Source organism: Kiritimatiellia bacterium (genome assembly GCA_028715905.1).
Lineage (GTDB): Bacteria > Verrucomicrobiota > Kiritimatiellia > JAAZAB01 > JAAZAB01 > JAQUQV01.
The window spans coordinates 23505-43077 of sequence record JAQUQV010000017.1 but is presented as its reverse complement, the minus strand read 5'-3'; the positions used below and the strand labels follow the sequence as shown (position 1 = coordinate 43077).

Below are 19573 nucleotides of genomic sequence, written 5' to 3'. Positions count from 1 at the left end.
GAAAACAGGGAGATAGAGGCGCAAACCACCCGGGACGGCGCGGAGCTTGAAATCACGGTTCCGCCGGGCGGCATCAGGATTATTGAGTTTCAAACAAATTGAAATCCGAATATTGCGCGGAAATCGCGCAAAATCAGGGCAAAAAGGGGATACAATCATGAAACATTATCTGATCGGCCTGACCGCGGTTTTGTTGATATGTTTTTTCGGCATTTGCGCGTGTTCCGGCGACACGCATTACGCGGCCACGAACATGCTCAGCGTTGAGCCCTACACGAGCTGGGAAAACGCCGCCAGCAATATCCAGTGGGCGGCGGACGCGGCCACGGAGGGGGATACGGTTCTGGTGAGCAACGGGGTGTACGAGGCCGGCGGGCTAACCAATTATCCAACCGGCACGCTTCTGACCAATCGCCTGGTAATTACTTCCGCCATTACGGTTACCAGCGTGAACGGCGCGTCCGTTACCGCGATCAAGGGGGCGTGGGCGTCCAACGGCCAGACGAACGGGCTTGATTCTGTCCGGTGCGTCTACATGTCCGCGGGCACGCTGATCGGTTTCACGATTACGAACGGCGCAACGCGCGTCAGTTCATCCGCCGACGGTAACGGCGGCGGGATTTATTGCCCGTCCACAAGTCCGGGTATTCCTCCTGTAATCTCAAATTGCGTGATTGCCGGCAATGCCGCGTATTACTATGGAGCCGGGGTGTATTACGGCACAATGTGCAATACGATCGTCAAAAATAACAACGGCAATAACAGCGTCGCCGCGCGCGGCGTAATAATCTATCATGGCAATGCCGTCAACTGCACGATTTCAAACAACAGCGGCGGTGGCTCTATGGTGGGGTATTCCGTATTGTCCAACTGTGCCGTGGTCAACAACGCCTCTGTTTCCGGCGCGGGCGGAGTGCAGAATTGTAATTTGGCCAATTGCCTGATTGCCGTCAATAGCGGTAATTTAGCCTCGGTTACGATTAACGAAAGCGGGTATTGGATAAAGAACAGCACGATCGTAAGCAATTATTGTGCGAATAGTAACGTTGGCGGGGGAATGTATTTTACTGTTGGCAAGACGGCAACGGTTGAAAACTGCGTGATCTATGACAACCATTTCAAGAATCTTCATTCCATAGAGGGCGCCGGGGGTATTTTCACAAACTGCTGTGTTTTTCCGACGAACTCATCGGCCATCCTCGCCGGCAGCGTTAACAACATTGAATCCGACCCCCAATTCGCGAATAAGGCCGCCGGCGATTGGCGCCTCAAGGCCGGCTCGCCCTGCGTCAACGCGGGCATAAACCGGGACTGGATGACAAATTCGGTTGATTTGGATGGCACGGCGCGCCTCCGCTACGGCCGGGTGGACATGGGCGCCTATGAATGCATTTACAGCGGAACTATTTGCGGCTTCCGATAAACAATATATACCAGAAAATGAACCATGCGGCGATTCCGGACGATAAAACATGCATCGCCGAACAGGGGTTCGGCTCCTACGTAATTTTATGCTTTTTTGCGGCAAGATTGTCCTCAGTAGGCGGAAAAATCTCATGCCTGAACGCGCAATAGCGGCAACAACCTGACTTTCGCAGAAAGACGGTTTTCCATAATCCACCCGGCCGGACGCATTTTTGTTTTGATTTCCCATGTCGCAAATCGGGAAAAAATATTCGCAAATCGCGGTGGATTACATCCCGCCATTATGATAGAAATCGCCTCAAAAAGGAAATGTCCGCCCGGAGGATACACGATTGATGCCATGAAAAAAACACCGCAAAAACATCAGGATGACGGGAAACTATCGCTGACCGTCGGCAATCTGAAATTCCGCAATAACTTCATCGTGGCCTCCGGCCCCACCGTCAAATTGAAGGAGCAACTGATCCTGGCCGAAGAATCAGGCTGGGCCGGCGCCAGCTTGAAACTGGCCTTTGACCCGGAGCCTTACATCAGTCTCCCGCCCCGCTACCGCTGGTTTGGCAAAGAAAAATATCACGCCTTTACCGCTGAAAAACGCCTGACTTTTGACCAGTGCCTGAAATTGATTGAGGAAGGGCGCAAGGCAACGCGCGATCTTGTGCTCTTTGCCAACATTACCTATGTAGGCAAAAGCGCAACCGGCTGGGAGGACATGGCCAAAAAAGCCCAAGCGGCCGGCGCGCATGCCATTGAGCTCAACATGTGCTGCCCCAATATGTCCTTCAACGTGGCCCTTTCTGAAAAAGAGGCAAAGAATACGGCTCAGACCGGCGCCAGCATGGGCCAGAACGCCGTCATCGTCAGCACAATCGCGGAAGCCGTGAAAAAGGCGGTCAAAATTCCGGTCTTTGTCAAGATCACGCCCGAAGGCGGCCGGATCGCCGATGTGGCCAAAGCCTGCTTTGACAAGGGCATTGACTGCGTGGTCTCGGTCGCCAACCGTCTGGCCATCGCCGAATTTGACATTGAAAATACCAGCCAGGGCCCCTACCGCCTTCAGGACGAGCCCACCATGGCCTGTTTTTCCGGCCCCTGGATAAAGCCGCTTGCGCTCAGGGACGTTTACGAGATCCGTAAAAAAGCGGGCGTCACCCCCTTCATCCAGGGCACGGGCGGGATCGCCTCGGCCAGGGACGCGATTCAATTCATCATGTGCGGCGCGGATTTGCTCGGAGTCTGCACCGAGACCATGCTGCGCGGTTTTGATTTTTTGCCCAAATGGCTTAAACAAATGAGCGAATTCATGAATAGACACGGCTATAAAAGCTACCGCGATTTCCGCGATCTTGCCATGCAGAAAATCACTCCCGCCGACAAGCTAACACTGCATGCAGGTTACGCCGAGGTTGATTTGGAAAAATGCAACGGCTGCGGGCTGTGCGAAAAAATCGGCCATTGCAACGCCATTGAAATCATTGACCGCAAGAGCCGCATCACAAAGGAAAAATGCCTGGCGTGTTCAACCTGCGCGGATATCTGTCCGCAAGGGGCAATTAATATGAGGAGAAAATCATGACCATGCACTTGGTAAAGCACATCGGGGCGACCGAAGAAGGCAAGAATAATTTTTGCGCCAACACACTGCGCGTCGGCGATCTGAATGGCGATGGCGCGCCGGACATGCTCTTCGCACGCAGCCATTTTGAAACACGCGCGATCACCGGTTTAACTGCATTAACGATTGAGGGGCGGCGACTCTGGCAATGGGGATGTCCAGCCGAAGCATGTGGACGAATCTATTCCGACCTGCCGGTGCAAATCTACGATTGGGACGGCGACGGCCGGAACGAAGTGCTGCTGGTTCGTCAAGCCGTATATGCCGAACTGCATGAGCCGAAAGTATGGCACCGGGAACGGGCTGCGCGCTACGAGGGCTCGGCCACGCTACTGATTCTGGATGCCGCCACAGGGCAACAGAAGGACACTCTCCCTTTGCCGGCCCCGGCCGACGATTGTTTTCTGTTCGCGGATCTGACAGGGCGCGGACGCCGCGAGGACCTGGTGGTCAAGGACCGCTACTGGAACATGTGGGGCGTCGCGCACGATGGGCGCGTGCTCTGGCGCTATCAAGGTTCAACGGGACATTTTCCGGCGCTGGCCGACGTGGATGGCGATGGATGCGATGAGGTGTTCGTCGGGTTCGCGCTGATAGATCACAACGGCAAGGTGCTTTTTCAGCATGACGCCGGCAATCAGCATCAGGATGCCGCTTGCGCCGTTAAAACTCCGGATGGATCCTGGCATCTGCTCTTCGGCAACGGTGGATTGCATTGCCTGACCACCGATGGCCGGGAATTATGGAAAATACCGTTACGCGAGGCGCAGCACGTGGTGACCGGACACTTCCGGGGCGACTCCTCCACGCAAGTGGCGGCGCTCAACCGCGGGGAAAAATTGCCGGCCGGCGGCCGCGCCCCGGCGACTCTGTGCTTGTTCGATCTGGAGGGCCGGGAAATATGGCGGCGCGTTCAACCCGAAGGCAGTTGGGGTGCGGCAATCACGTCCATCAACTGGTTTGGACCAGGCTCTCCGCAGGGGATATTGATGTATAGCCGCGGCTACGGCGAGCCGGCGGTGGTATATAACGGTGAGGGGGAAGTGGCGGACACCCTGGCTTTACGACCGGTCCCGCCGCAGGTGGCGCCGGACTGGATCACAAATATCTACGGCCCGGCTGGTTATTACGGTCTGGCGGCGGATATATGGGGAGATAGCCGGGACGAGGCCGTCTTATATGGAGTCTCAGGCGTTTACATCTATGCTAACAGCCGACCGCTGGCCATTCCGACCATTTACAATGAAACCATCTATACAGGGATGTAATCCACAAAATATAAAAATAATGAAGACTTTGATTAAGAAATCTCATCCAGATCAAGTTAACGAAATTATAATAGGCAAGGACAAATACGTTGACACGCTCTACGGCTGTTTCCGGCTGAGCAATCCCAGAGGCGACCCCTTCGCGGAAGAACGGGAGATTGAAATCATCGCCCGCAGCGGAAAAAAGATCAAAGTCCGGGTGCCGGAAAAAATGCGCGTTGATCTGCCGGCAAACAGCAAGGCAATCAACGGTAAATTTTTCAGCCTTGAAAAGATAGGAAAATACCGCGACGTCATGCACCTCCTGACCATGCGCGCCGGCTGGAACCAGACCGACCGCGATATTGACCGCATGGTGGATCTTGATCCAAACGGCACTTTTGTGGCCAGACTCACTGGGAAAAACTTTGACATACCGCTGGGCACTTGTTCTACCTTGCCGCTCGGGGACAACAAGACCTGGATTGGAATGATTCTGGTCCACCCCGAGGCGCGGCGCCAGGGCATTGCCAATGCCATGATGCAACGTTGCGTAAAATATGCGCTAGACAGCGGTAAAGTCATCAACGGCCTCGACGCCACCCCCATGGGCAACACGGTCTACGGCGCGGTCGGGTATGTCAATTCCTACCGCATCTGGCGTTCGGTTTTTGAATTGGCCGAATTTGCGGGGCAAAAACATGACCGCAACCATGTTTTTACCGTGAAGAAAAATGACCTCAATGAAGTCATCCGCTACGATGCTTCCGCGTTCGTGGAACGCGCCGAAATCATGCGCGGACTTTTCAAAGACAGCGGGGGCGGCTGTTTTGTTTGCCGGGACGACAACGGCGTCATCAAGGGCTATTGTTTCACCCGCCCCGGCCGGATCCGCCCGTTTGTCGGCCCCTTCATCGCCGACAACGATGAAACAGCCCGCGCGCTTGTCATTGCCGCCGCTCAATTTTTGATGAAGGATAAAAACAACAAGACCGCCTTCATTGACACCCCCGAGGGCAAGTTTGCCGACAAGGGCGCCTACGCGGAGCGGGTCTTTGACCAGGAAAAAAAACCGAGCCGCCACCGCCTGATCAAGACGGCCAAGCCGGCGCGCGATTTCACCCGCATGTATCAGTTTGTGCATTACACTGAGGCGGACAAACTGGTTGAACAGTTTGCGGCGGCGGAAAACCTGGAAAAAAACTCGCCGCGGGTCAAGTCGTTCCGCGAAACGATTTACAAGTCCACGCTCAATTACACTGAAACCGCCGCTTTCATGGAATATGAACGGGAAAAACTGCAGGAAAAATTCTGGGGTATAACCGGCCCGGAGAAGGGATGAGAAAGCAGGCACATAGGCAGAAGGCACAAAGTGACAGAGAAAAAAATATGATGAACAACAAAATCAAGGTCGGCATCGTGGGCTCAAAATTCGCGGCGGATTTCCACGCCGACAGCTACCGCCGCAATCCCGCGGTCTCCATGGAGGCCGTGGCAGCCATTGACAACCTGGAGCCATTCGCCAAAAAATGGAAAATCCCGCGCGTCTATAAGGATTACCGCGAAATGCTCTCAAAAGAGGATATTGACCTTGTCTCGGTCTGCGCGCCCAATTTCCTGCACCACGACATTGTCCTGGCCGCGGCCGGCGCCGGAAAACACGTCTTTTGCGAAAAACCCCTGGCCACAAAGGCGCAAGACGCCCGCGCCATGGTGGCGGCCTGCAAAAAAGCAGAAGTAAAGTTATTTTACGGCGAAGACTGGTGCTTTGCGCCGGCCCTGAACCGCGCGGTTACCGTCATCAAGGAAGGCGGCATTGGCCGGCCGCTCTACGTCAAGGCCAAGGAATGCCATAACGGCACGCACAGTCCCTTTGCCAGAAACAAGAAAACCTGCGGCGGCGGATGCCTTATTCACCTTGGCATCCACCCGATCGGCTGGGCGCTTTACCTGCTGGCCAAAGGCGGCAAAAATCCGGTGGTGGAGGTTTTTGCCAGATGCAACGGCGGGCTCAAAGACAATTACGTCCACAAGCGGAACAGCGGCGAGGATTTTTCCGTGGCAATCATGAAATTCGCCGGCGGGGAACACGCGCTGATTGAGGGCAATTACATCACCGTGGGCGGCATGGAAGACCGGGTTGAAATTTACGGTTCTGCCGGAAACATCAAGGCCGACCTGACGCTTGGCTCCTGCCTGGATGTTTATTCCCGCCCCGGTTACGGCTATGCCGTTGAAAAGGCCGACAACACCCTCGGCTGGACAAAGCCGGCCGTGGATGAATTTCACAACCTGGGCTACGTGGACGAACTGGCGTGCGCCGTGCAATGCGTCCGGGAGGACAAGGAGCCGATGTACGGCTGCAGCGGCCGATTGGGACTGGCCTGCGTGGAAATCATTGAGGCCATGTACAAGGCCAACGCCGGCGGCAAGGCAGTGCGCGGAAGATGGGGATGAAATGAACAATGCTGTTGCTTATCCGCTTGATGGAAAAATTGAGCAGATGCTTTCCGATGGACAGCGTCCTGCTGCCTGGCAGCCTACCGGCTTGACCAAGGATTTCTATTTGGACTTAAGCGAACCCATTGTGCGCCAGCTTGTGGTTCTCCAGGATAATGACGGAAGAATCCATGATCCGTTCGAGCAGAGCGATACCATCTTTTTGCCATTTACCACGGCGCGTTTCGTGGGCGCGCTTGGGGCTCTTGTGGAAAACGGCCGTTGCCAGGACCTGACCGATAATCTTACCAGAGGCCTTGACGCTATTTGCCAAGAGGTTGCGCAACCCTACGAGAAGCATACATGCAGAGTGGATTTTTATCCGAAAGAAATTATCAGGGGATTGTCTGCAATGCGGGATAAGACCGACAAAGCGAGGATGGAGAAATGGCGGCGGCAACTTGGCGGATACGACCCGGAAAAAAATTATGCCTGCGTTCTTTCAAAATCTAAAGCAGAAGATATTTACAATGTTGTCACGTTTGCCATAGCCGGAGAGCAGATGAAAAAGCAGCTTGGCATTTCCTGCAACACGCCGTTTATCGAGCGGCATCTTGAAACGCAAAAGCGCCGTTTTACGGAACTAGGCATGTACCGCGATCCCAATGATCCCTTGACGTACGATTGGACCCCCCGCATGAACCTTTCGCTTTTATTTGCCGCAGGATACAAGGGTAAACATGCCGCCTTCTTTGATGAAATGCTGCGGCGGGGCGGCCTGACAACCCTGATGTACTTGTCGTCAACCGGCGAGGCGCCGTTCGGCGGAAGGAGCAATCAACAGAATTTCAACGAGGCAATCATCAGCGTAATTTGCGAATATGAGGCGAGCAGATATAAGGAATTGGGCAACGAGATTCTGGCCGGAGCATTCAAACGCGCCGCCCGGCTCGCCGCCTTGAGCGTGAAACGCTGGCTTGATCTTTCTCCGCTGCGTTTCACCAAGAACGAATTCCCTCCCGAAACCCAGCACGGCCGCGAGCGGAGTTACGGGCTTTATGCCGTTTACTCTCTCCTGATTGCCAGCCAGTTCGGTTTTGCGCATCTCCTGGCGGACGACACGATCAAGGAGTCGCCGGCTCCGGCCGAAATCGGCGGATACCTGCTGCCATTATTGAAAGATTTTCACAAGATTTTTGCCGCTTGCGGCGGATATCATATTGAAATTGACACGCGCGCCGACCACCACTATGACGCCACCGGATTGGGACGCATCCACCGCAAGGGAGCGCCGACCGAATTGGGCTTATCCATTCCGATTGCGGCGCATCCCAATTATATCGTGCCGGAGCCGGCTTCGCCCCGCAATATTGCCATGGGGCTTGGCTGGATAACGCGGGATGGCAAAACGATCTGGCTTTCCGACTTGTCCGGCGAAATTGTTGATGTTCAGCTCACGGACCTGGTTGAAAGCCCGGAAAGGGTCCGGTTTTCTGTAGCCTATACCATCAATTCCGGAGCGACCATGATGGTGAACGAAAAATATTGCATAACCGGCTCAGGCGTTGAAATAACCTCATCGCCGCCGGCTTCGGCGGTTCAGACCCTTGTCCAGATTCCGCTGCTGAAGACAAATGGCGGAACGGCTTCACAAATTCATGCGGAAGAGCGCTCATTTACGGTCAAATGCGCCGCACATTCATTGCGGGTAGAATGTCTGAGCCCCGGTTCTGCGGAACAATACCTCGAGCCTTTTGACGCTCCCAACCGCAATGGAATTTATCGGATCGGATGCTTCAGGACAGACCAGCGCCAGATCAGCTGGCGGGTTGAGTTGACGTGAGTAAAATACTGATGAAGGGGCTGAAAAAATGAGCCAAAAAGTCGTTATTGCAGATGACCGTTATCCTCATTACAACGAGGAAAACGAAGTCCTGACAAACCTCGGCATTGCGCCGACTATTACCAAAAGCGCCGACCAGCATGAATTGGCAAAAGCCTGTGAAAACGCCGACGGCATCATCGTCAACCTGCCGCCGATCAACGCAAAGGTGATTGGCGCCCTGAAAAAATGCAAAATTATTTCAAGATACGGCGTCGGCTACGACAATGTGGACGTGCAGGCCGCCACGAAAAAAAACATTTGGGTCGCCAATGTGCCGGACTACTGCGGCGAGGACGTTTCCGACCAGGCATTTGCCCTCTTTATGAGCTGTGTCCGCAAGGTGGCCCTGCGCGACAAACAGGTCAAGGCGGGCATCTGGCAAACGCAGGCCGACGGGCCCCAGTGGCGCGTCAAGGACAAAACCTTTGTTTTTTTCGGATTTGGCCAGATCGCCCGCATTTTTCACCGCAAACTCTCCGGCTTTCAATTGGGGCGCACGCTGGTTTTTGACCCCTTCCTGGATGAAATTGCCGTGCGCGCCGCCGGCGCCGAAAAGGTTGACCTTGAAACCGCCCTGCGCGAGGGCGACTTCTTTTCAATTCATATGCCGCTGAACGAGAAAACCCGCGGCATGTTCAATGAAGAGGCGTTCAAAAAAATGAAAAAGACCGCTATTCTCATCAACACCTCCCGCGGCCCGATCGTTGACGAACGCGCGCTTCACAAGGCGCTTTCGGAACGCTGGATAAACAGCGCCGGCCTGGACGTGTTCGCCACCGAACCGGTCAACGCCGATAATCCTCTCCTGAAACTTGACAACATAACCGTGTCCGGGCACACGGGCTGGTACACGGAAGAGGCCCAGAGCGAATTAAAACGCAAGGCCGCGGAAAACATCCGGGATGTCTTGAGCGGCGGGAAACCAAAATATGCAGTGAATATGATATAAAAAGGCACAAAGGCAGAAGGCACAAAGGCACAAAGTGAAAGAGAAAGAAGCAAATAACCAGAATGAGAAAATGCAAGAGGATAAATGTTCAGATAGCTTTGTTCTTATCCGTTACTTTGCGCCTTCTGCCTTTGCCCCTTTGTGCCTATCTTGAATAAAATCAGAAAGGATAAGACATGCAGGATACACTGAAAACAATCAACGAGATGGGCATTGTGCCCGTCGTGAAAATTGATAACGCCAAAGACGCCGTGCCGCTGGCAAAAGCCCTGGCCGCGGGCGGACTGCCCGCGGCAGAAATCACTTTCCGCACCGCCGCGGCTGAAGACGCCATCAAGGCAATCGCCGCGGAATGCCCCGACGTGTTGCTGGGCGCCGGCACGGTGATAAATGTTGCGCAGGCGGAAAAGGCCCTGAAAGCCGGGGCAAAATTCATCGTTACCCCGGGCTTCAGTTCCGCGGTTGTGAAATATTGCGTTGAGCGCCAAGTGCCCGTCACGCCGGGCATTGCCACCCCGACCGAAATCCAGATGGCGCTTGACCACGGCGTGGACGTGCTTAAATTTTTTCCGGCGGACGCCTTTGGCGGACTCAAAACCCTGAAGGCCATGAGCGCGCCCTATAGCGCGGTCAAATTCATTCCCACCGGCGGCATCACCGCCCAGAACCTGGCCGAATATATTCTGTTCCCAAAAGTATTCGCCTGCGGCGGAACATGGATGGTCAAGGACGATCTCATCAAAACCGGCAAATTTGACGAAGTAACCCGGCTGACACGCGAGGCAATCAATGCCATGCTGGGATTTGATCTCGGCCATATCGGCATCAACATGAGCGGGTCCGAATCATCCCTGGAGTTGGCCAAGAATTTAAGCGCCATGTTCAACCTGGCCCTGAAAGAAGGCAACAGCTCCAACTTTGCCGGCAAGGGATTTGAGATCAACAAGAGCAAGGGCCTGGGAACCAACGGGCATATCGCCGTAACCACCAATTCCATAACGCGGGCCGCGGCCTGGCTGGAACGCAAGGGCGTTGCGGTGGACATGAGCACGGCCAAAAAAGACGCCGGCGGCGTTTATGGGGCCGTGTATTTGAAGGGTGAATTCGGCGGGTTTGCGATTCATCTGCTGCAAAGGAAGTGAGAAGAAGGCACGTTCAATGAAGTTTCAAATACAATATGAAAGGAACAATAATAATGAATAATAGAGTGATCACCTTCGGTGAAATTATGCTGAGACTGAAATCCCCCGGTTTTGAACGGTTGTTTCAGTCGCCGGTTCTGGAAGCCACCTTCGGCGGCGGCGAGGCCAACGTGGCGGTTTCCCTGGCAAATTTCGGCCTCAATGCAGCCTTTGTAACGGTTCTCCCCAAGAACGAGATAGGCGAAAGCTGCATCGCCGAACTCCGGCGTTTCGGCGTGGACACCTCATTAATCGCGCGGGGAGCGGGCCGGCTGGGAATTTATTTCCTGGAAACCGGCGCCAACCAACGGGGATCAAAAGTGGTCTATGACCGCGAGGGCTCCGCAATTGCGCTGGCCAAACCCGGCGCAATTGACTGGGAAAAAACTTTCGCGGGCGCGAACTGGTTTCACATCACCGGCATCACTCCGGCCATATCGCAATCAGCGGCCGATCTCGCGCTGGAAGCGGTCAAGGCGGCCAAACAAAACGGGCTGACCGTCTCCTGCGATTTTAATTACCGGGGTAAATTATGGAAATACGGCAAGACCGCCCCGGAAATCATGACCGGCCTCGTGAAACATGTTGACATCGGCATCGCCAATGAGGAAGACTGCCAGAAATCGCTCGGCATCAAAAGCGGCGTAAAGGTTGAAAAAGGCAAACTCAACATAGACATGTATCGCGAACTGACCGAAAAGGTCTTAAGCGCTTTCCCGAATCTCAAATCAATCGCCATCACGCTCCGCTCCAGCCACAGCGCCGACCAGAACGGCTGGGCCGCCTGCCTGAACGACCGGAAAAACTTTATTCTCAGCCGGCAGTATGAAATCACGGACATAGTTGACCGCGTGGGCGGCGGCGATTCGTTCGCCGGCGGCCTGATTTACGCGCTGATTGCCGGCAAAACTCCGGAAGACGCGCTCAACTTCGCGGTGGCGGCCAGCTGTCTGAAACATTCCATCCCCGGAGATTTCAACCGCGCAACGGCGAAGGAAGTGGAAGCGCTTTCCGGCGGCGACGCCTCCGGCCGGGTCCAGCGGTAACAATGAAACACCCCGGCTGAATGCACACCGGGGAAACCGCAGAATATCAAACGCAAATTAGGTCGCCAAAAGCGGCAACTGTATTTGATAGACGTAGGAGCCGCATCCCCATGCGGCGATTCCGGACGAACCGCATCCCCATGCGGCGATTCCAAACACCAGATGCATCGCCGAACAGGGGTTCGGCTCCTACCCGCGATTTTGCGCTCTTTTGCGGCAACTTTGTCCTCCGCAGGCGGATCCGCCTCAAGCGCTTGCGCCAGCCGGCGAGTATCAAATTGTTATTTGGCAATAATTTTGCTGGACATGACTGCGCCTGCTCTTATTCTTTACCCGATACGGTTTACAAATGAAAAAACGAAACGCCCCCTTCGTCTATCGGACAGGACATCAGGCTCTCATCCTGGAAAGATGGGTTCGACTCCCGTAGGGGGCGCCATTTTTTTGCAAAAAAAATGCGCAAGTGGGCATAAGAAGAGCCTTCATACTACCTGAAGGCCGCCAAAAGGCGGCAACTGTTATTTTTCGCATGTAGGGGGCGTGCTTGTCGCGCCCCTTCAGAGGGCTTCGACGAGCGAAGCCCCTACAAAAAATAGACAACATTGAAATTCCTATACGTTAACTTAGCGGTAACTTTTGATTTTAAATTGGGTTTATGGCGACATTAAGGAAGCTCCAACAACTGGCAAAAAAGCATGGGACCCCCTTGGTCGCGGTGGACCATGATGTTTTGCGCCGGAATTACGCCGCCTTCAAAAAACATCTGCCGCGCGTCCAGGCCTACTACGCGGTCAAAGCTAATCCCGATCCCGCGATCGTCAAGACGCTTTACGAAGCGGGCGCGAGTTTTGACGTGGCCTCCATGCCGGAGTTCAAGATCGTTTACAGTCTCATCCGGAACATGCCGGCCAGACAGCGCCAGGACTGGATCTGGGATAAAATCATTTACGCCCATCCGATCAAAGCCAATGAAACCCTGCGGGAGCTGGATCAATACAAGGCGCTGGTAACTTACGACAACCCGGAGGAAATACAAAAAATCAAAAAGTATGCCCCGCACGCCGGCCTCGTCCTGCGCCTGAAAGTCGCCAACACCGGCGCGATGGTTGAGCTTTCCTCAAAATTCGGCGCGGAATCGGGCGAAGCCGTGAATCTGATCCTCGCGGCCGAGCGGGCCGGCCTGATCGTGGAGGGATTAAGCTTCCACGTCGGTAGCCAGACCACCAACTTTGAAAACTATGTGCAGGCCATCAACCTTGCGGCCGACGTCTTCAAGGAAGCAAAAGACCGCGGTTATACGAAAATGTTTTTGCTGGACATCGGCGGCGGTTTTCCCGCGCCCTACGACGCGACCGTAAAACCGTTCCGCGACCTGGCAAAAATCATCAACACCGAACTTGAGCGTCTTTTCCCGAAAAACATCCAGATTCTGGCCGAGCCGGGCAGATTTCTGGCGGCCACCGCCGGGACCGCCGTCGCAAAAATCATTGGCAAGGCCGTGCGCAACGGCAAGCTCTGTTATTACATTGACGACGGCGTTTACCACACTTTTTCAGGCATCATCTTTGACCACTGCCAATATCGCCTGAAAGCGTTTAAACGGGGCAAAAAACAGATTTGCACGGTCTTTGGCCCCACCTGCGACGCGCTGGACGTGGTCGCCATGGCCGAGGAACTCCCGGGCAATCTTGAGCGCGGCGATTTGCTTTACAGCGAAAATATCGGCGCTTACAGCGTGGCTTCCTCCACCCCCTTCAACGGTTTCCCGCCCGCCAAGGTTATCCACGTCAACCGACTCAGGACATGATCCGATTCATGATACGGCAAATGAGCTTCCGGCAATGCGACATAGAAAACCTTGTTGCATCCAGTTCCGAAAAAGGGCACAATTTGTCTTGAATAGAGGGCACAGTCATTGAATTTATTGGGAATATGTGGAATTTGAGGGGGCTGTAAATCTGTTGTCTTACGACTTCGATGGTTCGAATCCATCCCCCACCACCATCCGTTCCCCGGACGGGTTAAATATTGATGGGAGGTGATATCGGTTAAATATACGATTGTTCAGAAAAAAAAACATGGCGGATGAAACAACAAGCTTAATTGATTTTTGAAGGAGAAAAGGATGAAGAAAAGAATTACAGCGCTATTTGCGGGATTGTTTGTTGCGGCGTCGGCTTTGGCTACGCCGATTCAGCAGGATACCTTGGAATTGAGACTGGGGGGCAACCTGGACTTTGATAATCCCAACGGAAAGGTTGATTTTCTTTTTGACACAGGCCTTGGTTATTTCGTGCTGGATAACATTGAGGCCGGCGGCCTGCTGGCCTGGGGCTATGACGGTTCGGAGTTCGGCTACGGCATTGGAGGGTTCGGAGAATTCAACCTGGACCTGGAAATTTTCATGATGCCGTACGTGGGCCTGAAACTGCAGTATTTCTTCGGCGATTTTTACGTCAAAAATTTCATCAACTTTGAGTTCACCGGCGGCGCCAAGTTCTTTCTCTCGGAGGAAGTGGCGATTTTTACGGAATTATATTATGATCTTGCCAGCGAAGACGCCTATATCAACGGCAGCGAGGCCAAGAATTATGACGTCGGAATGAAAATGGGCGTGCGTTGCTATTTTTAAGGCAATTTTGGCCGCGGCCCAGGGGCAGATGTCTTATCGGAAAGGCGTTAAGACGGCAATATGCCGTTTGACTCCGCCGGCGGAGGGGCCATCAGTTGATATTCCATGAGGGCGCTGATGCTTGGCGGCCGTTTCCAGGGGACCGACTTACAACACGTATTTGATGGCAAGGAAACCGCCGATAAGCAGGACGGTGAAGATAATGGTCAGGACTTCAAAGTAACGGTCAATAAAGCGCTTAATGGAAGGCCCGAAAAAGAAGAAAAGCGTTGCCACCAGAAAAAAACGCAAAGACCTGCCGATCAATGAGGCCAATACCAGGTCCTGCCAAAGTCTTATGTGGCATATGCCGCCGGCAATAGTAAAGACTTTAAACGGGATGGGCGTGAACGCGGCGGTAAACACTGCAAAAAAAGCGTTCTCCTGGTAAGCTTTCTGCACGGTTTCGTATGCCGCCTGGGCATGGTAAAAATTAATGATCGGCTGGCCGACGGCGTCCCAGAAGAAATATCCGATGCCGTAACCCGCGATTCCGCCGAGCACTGAGCCGAGCGAGCAAACGGCGGCATAATAAAATCCCTTTCTGGGCAGGGACAATGCCATCGCAACGAGGAGGACATCGGGCGGAATGGGAAAGAAGGACGATTCGGAAAAAGCCAGAAGAAAAAGGGCGGGCGCGCTGTAGGGAGTTTCCACCCAGTGCAGGACCCATTGGTAAAGACTCTTGCCCCAGGCAAACGGCCGCAGATACCACGCTTTCCCGGGCCGCTCCGGCTTTTCCTGCGTCTGATTCATCCGCGGAATAATGCGGCATTACGCCGATAAGTCAAGCCGCTAATTCGGTTGACAAGACTTGGGAATTATTTAAACTGCCTAATGCACTCCGGAATAAAAATAAATTATCCGATGGCTGAATAAAAATGAAACGCACCTATCAACCTTCAGTTAAAAAGAGAAAAAGGAAACATGGTTTTCGGGCGCGCATGGCAACCGCCGACGGCCGCAAGGTTCTTGCGCGCCGCCGCCGGAAAGGGCGCGCCAAGCTTACGGTTTGAGGCCGGTTATCCGGTCTTCAATTCGGAATCCGGGTTTCCCGCCGGCGCAGGCGGACAGATTGAATCCGCCGTGTCTCAATATATGCCAAAGGGAGGGATGTCCAATTGGTTTTGCCTCAAACCAGCCGTCTGGATCGCGGATTATCCCGAAAACAGCGTTTGAAGTCTGCCAAGCTGCTGCAGGAAACTTTTGAGCAAAACCGCCGTTTCGCGGGACGCTTGATGATCATGTGGCTGAGGAACGGTACTGACGCCTCGTTGCGTCTGGGCGTTGTCGCCGGCCGGAGCATTGGCGGCGCCGTGCAGAGGAACCGCGCGAAAAGACGGTTGCGCGAATTGTTCCGTTTGCATCGCCACCGCCTGCGGGGCGGATGCGACGTCGTCCTGATGGCCCGCGGCAAGCTCGGCAAAGCGTCCTGGGACGAAGCCCGGGCGGAGTTGATTTCGCTGGCGGCCAGGGCGGACATACTGGCCGGCAATGAATCGCAAGAGCGCGCTCTACCGCCGAAAAAAATAACGTAAAAATAATTTTATGAGCGGTATTTTAATATTTTTAGTCCGGCTGTATCAACTGGTCCTGTGGCCTTTTTTCGGTCAATGCTGCCGCTTTTATCCGTCTTGTTCCGTCTACTTTATAGAGGCCGTCCGCCAATGGGGCTCCTGGCAGGGAACGTTTCTCGGGGTCCGGAGGTTGTGCAAATGCCATCCTTTTCATCCCGGCGGTTTTGATCCCGTGCCGGCAAAAAAGCCGCATTGAATTTTTTGTAATTGATATTTTCCGGGAACGCGCATGAAAAAACAGGATTTGCTGATTATCGCCGTGTTGTTCGCCCTCTTGATGGCCTGGCCTTTTCTTTATAAGCGCTGGATTGCGCCTGAAGAAACCGGCCCCGCAAAAACGCTTCCAACGGCCGGGCAGGCGGAAACAACTCGTTTCCCCGTTCCCGCGCTTTCGCCGACAACATCCGTAACAGCGGCGCAAGTTATCCCGGCCGAACCAATCCCGCCGGTTCAGCCTCAGGAAAAAAAGCCGGCCGCGCGGACGCCGGAACAGCGATTGACGCTGGCCAATACCGGAGTTTCCCTTGAGATATCCACGCAGGGCGGCGGCATTGTCTCGGCCACGTTCGCCGATTACCGCCAGACAGTTGAAAAAGACAGCGGGCCGCTGGCGCTTGATTTCGCCGGCCGGCCGGCCTTGACCTATCAAAATCTGCCCGGATTTTCGGCGGATGACGATTTTCGGGTTGTCAGCAACAGCCCGGCGGCGGTTGTCTTGGAAAGCAAGACCGCGGACGGACTGCGCTTGACGCGGACCATAGAACTGAACTCTCAATACCAGGCGGTAGTGCGCGATTTATTTGTCAACACCGCCGCCGCGGACCGGCTTATTCCGAAACATGCCGTTCAGGCCGGCGCCATGCAGGCGCCGCCCCATGAATATCGGATGAGCGGCATGAATTACCTCGGAATTGACGCCCTGGCCGCCAGCGGCGGCGAAGGCGTGATCCACTGGGCGGGCAAACTGGCAAAATTATTCAAAACTTTCAAAAAGGAAAAGGAAATGTCTTTTCTGCCCAAGACAATTGAGCAGGAAGAGGAGATGCCGGTTGACTGGATAGCCGTTAAGAATAAATTTTTCACCCAGATCCTTGTGCCGGAGGGCGGGGCGGCCGGGTACCGCCTGGCGGCGGAACGCATTGTTATTGAAGGCGAAGACCTTAACCCCGCGCTCAAGCCCAAAAACGCCGAGATTCAAAACGTGTCCGCCGCGGCAGTGATATCCGCAAAAACCCTGAACGGCGGCGAGACTTTATGCCGGACCTTCAAATTGTATGTCGGGCCTAAAAAATATTCCATTTTACGGACGCTGGGGCTGCACCAGGAAGAGGTCATGGAGTTCGGCATGTGGTCGCCGGTCTGCCGCTTTCTGCTTACCGTGCTCAATAAAACCTACAATGTTATTCCCAATTACGGCGCGGCAATTATTCTGCTCACCATCCTGATCCGGATCATATTCTGGCCGCTCACCCACAAGAGCACCGAGAGCATGAAAAAGATGCAGGCGTTGCAGCCGCTCATGACGGAAATCAAGGCCAAGCACAAGGATAATCCCAAGAAATTGCAGGAAGAAACCATGGCCCTCTATCGCAAACACAAGGTCAATCCGGTCAGCGGTTGTCTGCCGATGTTGATCCAGATCCCGGTTTTTATCGCCCTCTTTGTGGTCCTGCGCAGCGCGGTTGAACTGCGCTTTGCCTCGTTCCTCTGGGTAACCGATTTGAGCGCCCCGGAAAGACTTTTTGCGGATGTTCTGCCGATACCGTTGAATATTCTCCCGATTTTCATGGCCGTCAGCCAGGCCTGGCAGCAATCTTTAATGCCCGCCACCGACCCGAATCAGCAGAAAATGATGCTTTTTTTCATGCCCGCCGTGATGCTCGTCATGTTTTACATGATGCCTTCGGCCTTGGTTCTTTACTGGTCCGCCAATCAATGCATCGTCATTGTTCAGCAGCTTATTCAGAAGAAACGGACCGCGCGCGCGGCCGCGGCAAAAAAATGAGGGTTTTCCGGCGGGGAACGGCCGGCGCGCATTTCATCCCCGGTCGCCCGGCCGTGGTTTCCTGATGTTCAGGCGCCCGTAACAACATCCGCCGCACAGCCGCATTTGGCGCAAAGATTTTTCTTCAGGCCGGCGGCGCGGACGCCGCATCCGCGCCTGGCAATCAATAAATTTCCGCATTGCGGGCAGAGCGTATCCCGTCCCGAATCGGAAAACAGGTTGCCGATGTACACATAAAGCAGTTTTTCCCGGCACAACCGGAAAGCGCGTTCCAGGGTTCCGGCCGAAGTCGGCGGCAGTTCCAGCTTGAATTCGGGATGATAGGCGCTCAAGTGGAGCGGGGTTTTTTCACCAAGGTTAGAACGCGTCCATTCCGCCAGCCGTTTTATCTGTTCCTCGGCGTCGTTCAACCCGGGAATAATAAGGCAGGTGATTTCCACGTGACACCCGGCCGCAACCGCCTGTGTTGCGAATTCCAGTACCGGCGCAAGCGACCCGGCGCACTGTTTTTTATAGAATTCTTCGTCCATGCTTTTGACGTCAATGTTGAGCGCGTCAATCAGGGGCAGAATAAATTCCGCCGGTTTCTTTTCAATGTAGCCGTTGGTGACCAGCACGTTAAACAGACCGGTTTTGCGGGCCAGAGCCGCGCATTCGGCAATAAATTCAACGTTTATCAGCGGCTCGTTGTAAGTGTAGGCGATCCCCCTGGAATTTGCATCCCGGGCTGCGGCGACGATTTTTTCGGGCTGAATCACGTTGCCTTTCAAGTCAACCTGCTGGGATATGGTCCAGTTCTGGCAGAATCTGCATTTGAAATTACAACCCCACCCGCCGACGCTGAAAATCTGCGTGCCGGGATAAAAATGATAAAGCGGTTTTTTTTCTATCGGGTCGTTGTGCGCCGACGAGATCAATCCGTATCCGGCCGCGTATAATTTGCCGCCCTGCGCCTTCCGGACGCCGCAGATGCCGCTTTGCCCCTCCGTGATGCGGCAATGATGCGGACAAAGCTCGCAAACGACCCGGCCCGCTTGGCCGGTATGCCAGAACATGGCCGTTTTCATGAAATTTTTCCGCGCACCCGGTCCGGTCAGGCCAGGGTAACCATATAGGCCTGCAAAAGGCCCGATTCGTCCGAATTAAAAAAGCCGTGCTTCTTGGGGCTCCCGGACACTCGTGCCGGTAATCGCCCACGTGCTCTGTCCCCGCCAGCACTGATGTCCCTGACAGAATTCGTTTCCATCCCGGCCCCACGGCATATTACGGAAATTCGTGCCGTCGTCGCGGATCACGTGAATATCCGCGCCGTTTCCGCCGACCAGTTTCTGTAGTTCTCCCCGGGCGTCGACAACATTGCCGTGGTTTTCCTGGACCATAATATCATGGCTGGCGTCCGCAGCGGCACTGCGGCAATACTGCGGATGAATGTTGCACCAGGTCGGCCCCTGCAGGATGAGCTTTACGGCGGGCTTTTCAAGATCAAAGACCATCAGGGGCCTCCATGTAAATATGCGAGCTGGGTACGTCCTT

General features: G+C 54.4%; 18 protein-coding genes and 1 tRNA gene. 16 read left to right on the top strand and 3 right to left on the bottom strand.

Annotation, left to right across the window (positions count from 1 at the left end):
* Positions 1 to 157 precede the first annotated feature (157 nt).
* The 12 genes from PHP98_05250 to PHP98_05195 all read left to right on the top strand — a co-directional run bounded on the left by PHP98_05250 (position 158) and on the right by PHP98_05195 (position 14419).
* A complete protein-coding gene (locus PHP98_05250; protein MDD5483039.1) occupies positions 158 to 1423 on the top strand; it encodes a choice-of-anchor Q domain-containing protein in 1266 nt (421 codons plus the stop codon).
* A gap of 342 nt (positions 1424 to 1765) precedes the next feature.
* Positions 1766 to 3001: a 4Fe-4S binding protein gene (locus PHP98_05245; GenBank protein ID MDD5483038.1), complete on the top strand. Its 1236-nt coding sequence runs from the start codon at positions 1766 to 1768 to the stop codon at positions 2999 to 3001.
* Positions 2998 to 4308, top strand: a complete 1311-nt coding sequence (locus PHP98_05240) for a hypothetical protein (GenBank protein ID MDD5483037.1) — start codon at positions 2998 to 3000, stop codon at positions 4306 to 4308. The genes PHP98_05245 and PHP98_05240 overlap by 4 nt, the downstream gene beginning before the upstream one ends.
* Positions 4309 to 4327: 19 nt before the next feature.
* A complete protein-coding gene (locus PHP98_05235; GenBank protein ID MDD5483036.1) occupies positions 4328 to 5629 on the top strand; it encodes a GNAT family N-acetyltransferase in 1302 nt (433 codons plus the stop codon).
* A gap of 47 nt (positions 5630 to 5676) precedes the next feature.
* Entirely contained in the window at positions 5677 to 6744 is a 1068-nt protein-coding gene (locus PHP98_05230) for a Gfo/Idh/MocA family oxidoreductase (GenBank protein MDD5483035.1), read from the top strand.
* A gap of 1 nt (position 6745) precedes the next feature.
* Positions 6746 to 8569 carry a hypothetical protein gene (locus tag PHP98_05225; protein ID MDD5483034.1) on the top strand — a complete coding sequence of 608 codons (1824 nt, stop codon included), beginning with the start codon at positions 6746 to 6748 and terminating at the stop codon, positions 8567 to 8569.
* Positions 8570 to 8597: 28 nt separating this feature from the next.
* A complete protein-coding gene (locus PHP98_05220) occupies positions 8598 to 9560 on the top strand; it encodes a C-terminal binding protein (protein MDD5483033.1) in 963 nt (320 codons plus the stop codon).
* Between the two features lie 176 nt (positions 9561 to 9736).
* Positions 9737 to 10702: a bifunctional 4-hydroxy-2-oxoglutarate aldolase/2-dehydro-3-deoxy-phosphogluconate aldolase gene (eda, locus tag PHP98_05215; GenBank protein ID MDD5483032.1), complete on the top strand. Its 966-nt coding sequence runs from the start codon at positions 9737 to 9739 to the stop codon at positions 10700 to 10702.
* Positions 10703 to 10755: 53 nt separating this feature from the next.
* On the top strand, positions 10756 to 11787 hold the full coding sequence (locus tag PHP98_05210) for a sugar kinase (protein MDD5483031.1): 1032 nt from the start codon (positions 10756 to 10758) through the stop codon (positions 11785 to 11787).
* Between the two features lie 364 nt (positions 11788 to 12151).
* Positions 12152 to 12226 (top strand) — tRNA-Glu (locus PHP98_05205).
* 216 nt (positions 12227 to 12442) lie between these two features.
* Positions 12443 to 13594: a type III PLP-dependent enzyme gene (locus tag PHP98_05200; GenBank protein ID MDD5483030.1), complete on the top strand. Its 1152-nt coding sequence runs from the start codon at positions 12443 to 12445 to the stop codon at positions 13592 to 13594.
* Between the two features lie 318 nt (positions 13595 to 13912).
* On the top strand, positions 13913 to 14419 hold the full coding sequence (locus tag PHP98_05195; GenBank protein ID MDD5483029.1) for a hypothetical protein: 507 nt from the start codon (positions 13913 to 13915) through the stop codon (positions 14417 to 14419).
* A 147-nt stretch (positions 14420 to 14566) separates the two neighbouring features.
* Here PHP98_05195 and PHP98_05190 read toward each other — a convergent pair whose 3' ends face one another.
* The gene (locus tag PHP98_05190; GenBank protein ID MDD5483028.1) at positions 14567 to 15214 is read right to left on the bottom strand and encodes a VTT domain-containing protein; all 648 of its coding nucleotides are present in this window, start codon (positions 15212 to 15214) and stop codon (positions 14567 to 14569) included.
* 125 nt (positions 15215 to 15339) lie between these two features.
* On the opposite strand from PHP98_05190, the gene rpmH reads away from it, so the two are divergent.
* The 4 genes from rpmH (at position 15340) to yidC (ending at position 18040) form a co-directional block, all read left to right on the top strand.
* Entirely contained in the window at positions 15340 to 15474 is a 135-nt protein-coding gene (gene rpmH / locus PHP98_05185) for a 50S ribosomal protein L34 (GenBank protein ID MDD5483027.1), read from the top strand.
* Between the two features lie 111 nt (positions 15475 to 15585).
* Complete coding sequence (gene rnpA, locus PHP98_05180) at positions 15586 to 15996, top strand: ribonuclease P protein component (protein ID MDD5483026.1); 411 nt, start codon at positions 15586 to 15588, stop codon at positions 15994 to 15996.
* Between the two features lie 10 nt (positions 15997 to 16006).
* On the top strand, positions 16007 to 16231 hold the full coding sequence (yidD, locus tag PHP98_05175; GenBank protein MDD5483025.1) for a membrane protein insertion efficiency factor YidD: 225 nt from the start codon (positions 16007 to 16009) through the stop codon (positions 16229 to 16231).
* A 33-nt stretch (positions 16232 to 16264) separates the two neighbouring features.
* The gene (gene yidC / locus PHP98_05170) at positions 16265 to 18040 is read left to right on the top strand and encodes a membrane protein insertase YidC (protein ID MDD5483024.1); all 1776 of its coding nucleotides are present in this window, start codon (positions 16265 to 16267) and stop codon (positions 18038 to 18040) included.
* A gap of 68 nt (positions 18041 to 18108) precedes the next feature.
* Here the strand turns inward: yidC and amrS are convergent, their stop codons facing one another.
* Positions 18109 to 19107, bottom strand: coding sequence for an AmmeMemoRadiSam system radical SAM enzyme (gene amrS / locus PHP98_05165; GenBank protein MDD5483023.1), 999 nt, complete (start codon positions 19105 to 19107; stop codon positions 18109 to 18111).
* Between the two features lie 75 nt (positions 19108 to 19182).
* On the bottom strand, positions 19183 to 19533 hold the full coding sequence (locus PHP98_05160; protein MDD5483022.1) for a hypothetical protein: 351 nt from the start codon (positions 19531 to 19533) through the stop codon (positions 19183 to 19185).
* Between the last annotated feature and the right edge of the window lie 40 nt (positions 19534 to 19573).